3 protein-coding genes are annotated in these 2,293 nt (G+C 39.2%); 2 read left to right on the top strand and 1 reads right to left on the bottom strand.

Features of this window, described 5'->3' with window-relative positions; genetic code table 11:
• Positions 1 to 41 precede the first annotated feature (41 nt).
• Complete coding sequence (locus AMDU4_RS11540) at positions 42 to 821, bottom strand: methyltransferase domain-containing protein (protein WP_021788147.1); 780 nt, start codon at positions 819 to 821, stop codon at positions 42 to 44.
• A gap of 204 nt (positions 822 to 1,025) precedes the next feature.
• On the opposite strand from AMDU4_RS11540, the gene AMDU4_RS11535 reads away from it, so the two are divergent.
• The gene (locus tag AMDU4_RS11535) at positions 1,026 to 1,835 is read left to right on the top strand and encodes a TrmB family transcriptional regulator (protein ID WP_021788146.1); all 810 of its coding nucleotides are present in this window, start codon (positions 1,026 to 1,028) and stop codon (positions 1,833 to 1,835) included.
• A gap of 327 nt (positions 1,836 to 2,162) precedes the next feature.
• Positions 2,163 to 2,293, top strand: a 131-nt coding sequence (locus tag AMDU4_RS11530) for a heavy metal-binding domain-containing protein (RefSeq protein ID WP_021788145.1), incomplete at its 3' end; no start/stop codon positions are given.

The raw sequence follows: 2,293 nt of genomic DNA, 5'->3' as shown, positions 1-2,293 counted from the left end.
CGGAGTAATTGACAGCAGACTATGCTCAAATTAGTGGAGAGTTATTTGTATCCCCTTATGGTCAAGCTGTACATTTCAATACTTTTTTCTCTGGTGTCAAGACTGCCGTAATTCTGTCTGGCCAGTTCTTCGATGTTTGTGAAACCTGCATTCTTTATGATTTGGAAGTATTCATCTACCTGGGAAGCGCCGGAGACGCAACTGGAGAATAGCTCTATGTCATCTCTTAATTCCTGTGGAATGGTATCTGCACTTACAACATCAGATATAACGAACCTGCCATGAGGTTTTAGAATCCTATAAACTTCATTGAACACCTTTTGCTTATCAGGTGCGAGTGCCAGAACACAGTTGCTGATTACCAGCGTAGCATAGTTATCATGAAGTGGGATGTCTTCTATATCCCCCTTGACTAATGTAATTGTATTCTCCAGACCCATAGTTTTGATGTTCTGGTTTGCCCTGGAGATCATTTCCTCTGACATGTCCACTCCAACCACCTTGCCTGCTGCTCCCACCTTCGCTGCCGCCCTTATACAATCTAAGCCAGCACCCGAGCCCAGATCAACTACTATATCACCTTCTCTTACAGATGAAAGTCCAACAGGGTTCCCACAGCCAAAAGATTGGGATTCGATACGTCCTGTTGATCCTTCTGCAGAGTGTGATGTATCTCCACAGCAACTACCTGTTACGGCTTCGGTGTTTTTTGATATGCCTGTTCCTGGTGAGCAGCAGGAAGAATCACAAGAGCCACCAGACTTTGTGGAAATTCTGTCCGAATATCTCTTTACAACAGCCTCCTTTACATTTTCTTTCATCTTACCACTTATTCTTGGTAGTAGTAAGTATATATATTAGGATTTCCTTATGACAACTACTAGTAGATGGTAGGTCAACTACACATGAGTGGGGTCGTAGATTTGTTCCATGAGGAACTGGTAATATAGAGTAGGGGATTGATGTTTAATGCCCAATTTTCCCATATCTAAGGGGTTGAGTATCCTTAAGAGGAGTTGAATGAAATGACAAAAAAGAATCATATAGACATGATAAGTTATTCTTCCCTAATAGAAGGGGTTTTGCCAAAGATGTTAGAGATAGAAATCCCTCTGAATGAGGGGAGGGTTTATCTTGCTTTACTCCTGGAGCCTTCCATACCAGCCTCCAGATTATGTGAGATCACTGGCATTCCAGACTCAAAAATTTACAGTATTCTGGAAAGCGCCACAAAGTTGAATATGGTCGAAGTGCAGTACGGCTTGCCTAAGACCTATAGGGCAACGGCTCCAGCACCTTTGATTATGGAAGTGAAATCTGCACTGAAAAGCAAGTATGAAAATGGAATTAAGGTAAGTGAAAGTGTAGAGGCTCAACTTCAGGAAGTCTGGGCAAATGTAAATAAGAATGCCGTTAATGAAAATGGTTTAGAGATAGCTTATGTTGTAAAGGGTGTAGTAAATATAGTTTCAAAAATGAAAGAAATGATATTTGTAGCCAGGCGTGATGTAATGATAATATTGCCGAATTTAAATTTATTCGCTTCTGTCCATGAGCAATTAGTGGAAGCGAAGTCAAGAGGCGTACATATCAGGATTGCAATGCCTCAGAAGGATTTGACCAAGATTTCCTCAGAGACTAATGCTTTCGATATTTCTATCCTGTCTCAGCAATGTTGTGATACGTGGCTGCTGGTAGCGGATGGTCGCCTTTTGACGGTCTCTAAGGGGGCATCAGAACATGAAACATCTGCTATTCTTACAAAGGACAGAGTTCTGGTCCAGATGTCAGAAGCATATTTTGAGAATCCGTCATGTTGCTTTAGAGCACTTTAATGGTTGCATATTAATGAATGCTTACTGAAACTACAAATTTGTTTATGATATTAGGATAAATTTTTAAGATGTGGGAATGGGGAAGATGAATTTGCAACATATGGTTAAGACATGGAAAATTCAATACACATTCTGAATAACATCTGCCCGGCATAAAGAAATGGTTATGAATCCGGTGATTATGGCATATAGTATCTTCTTCTGGAAATTAAAAAATTAATTCCTATGTAAATCAGTCCTGTAATTTATACATTATTTAAATATAATTAGAAAGTTTTAATACTACAGAATATATAATACTTATAAGATTAAAAATGAGGTGTTAAAATGACGGAGGAAAGTGGAGTTATTATGGTGACGATGAATTATGTGCCAGGCAAAAATATAACAAAAGTAATAGGTACAATTTGGGGAATAACAGTAAGAAGTAGAGGTATTGGCGGCAATATAATGGCAGG

The sequence above is a fragment of the Ferroplasma sp. Type II genome, assembly GCF_000496155.1.
The sequence above is the reverse complement of the archived record's forward strand: the minus strand, read 5'-3'. Positions and strand labels throughout refer to the sequence as shown.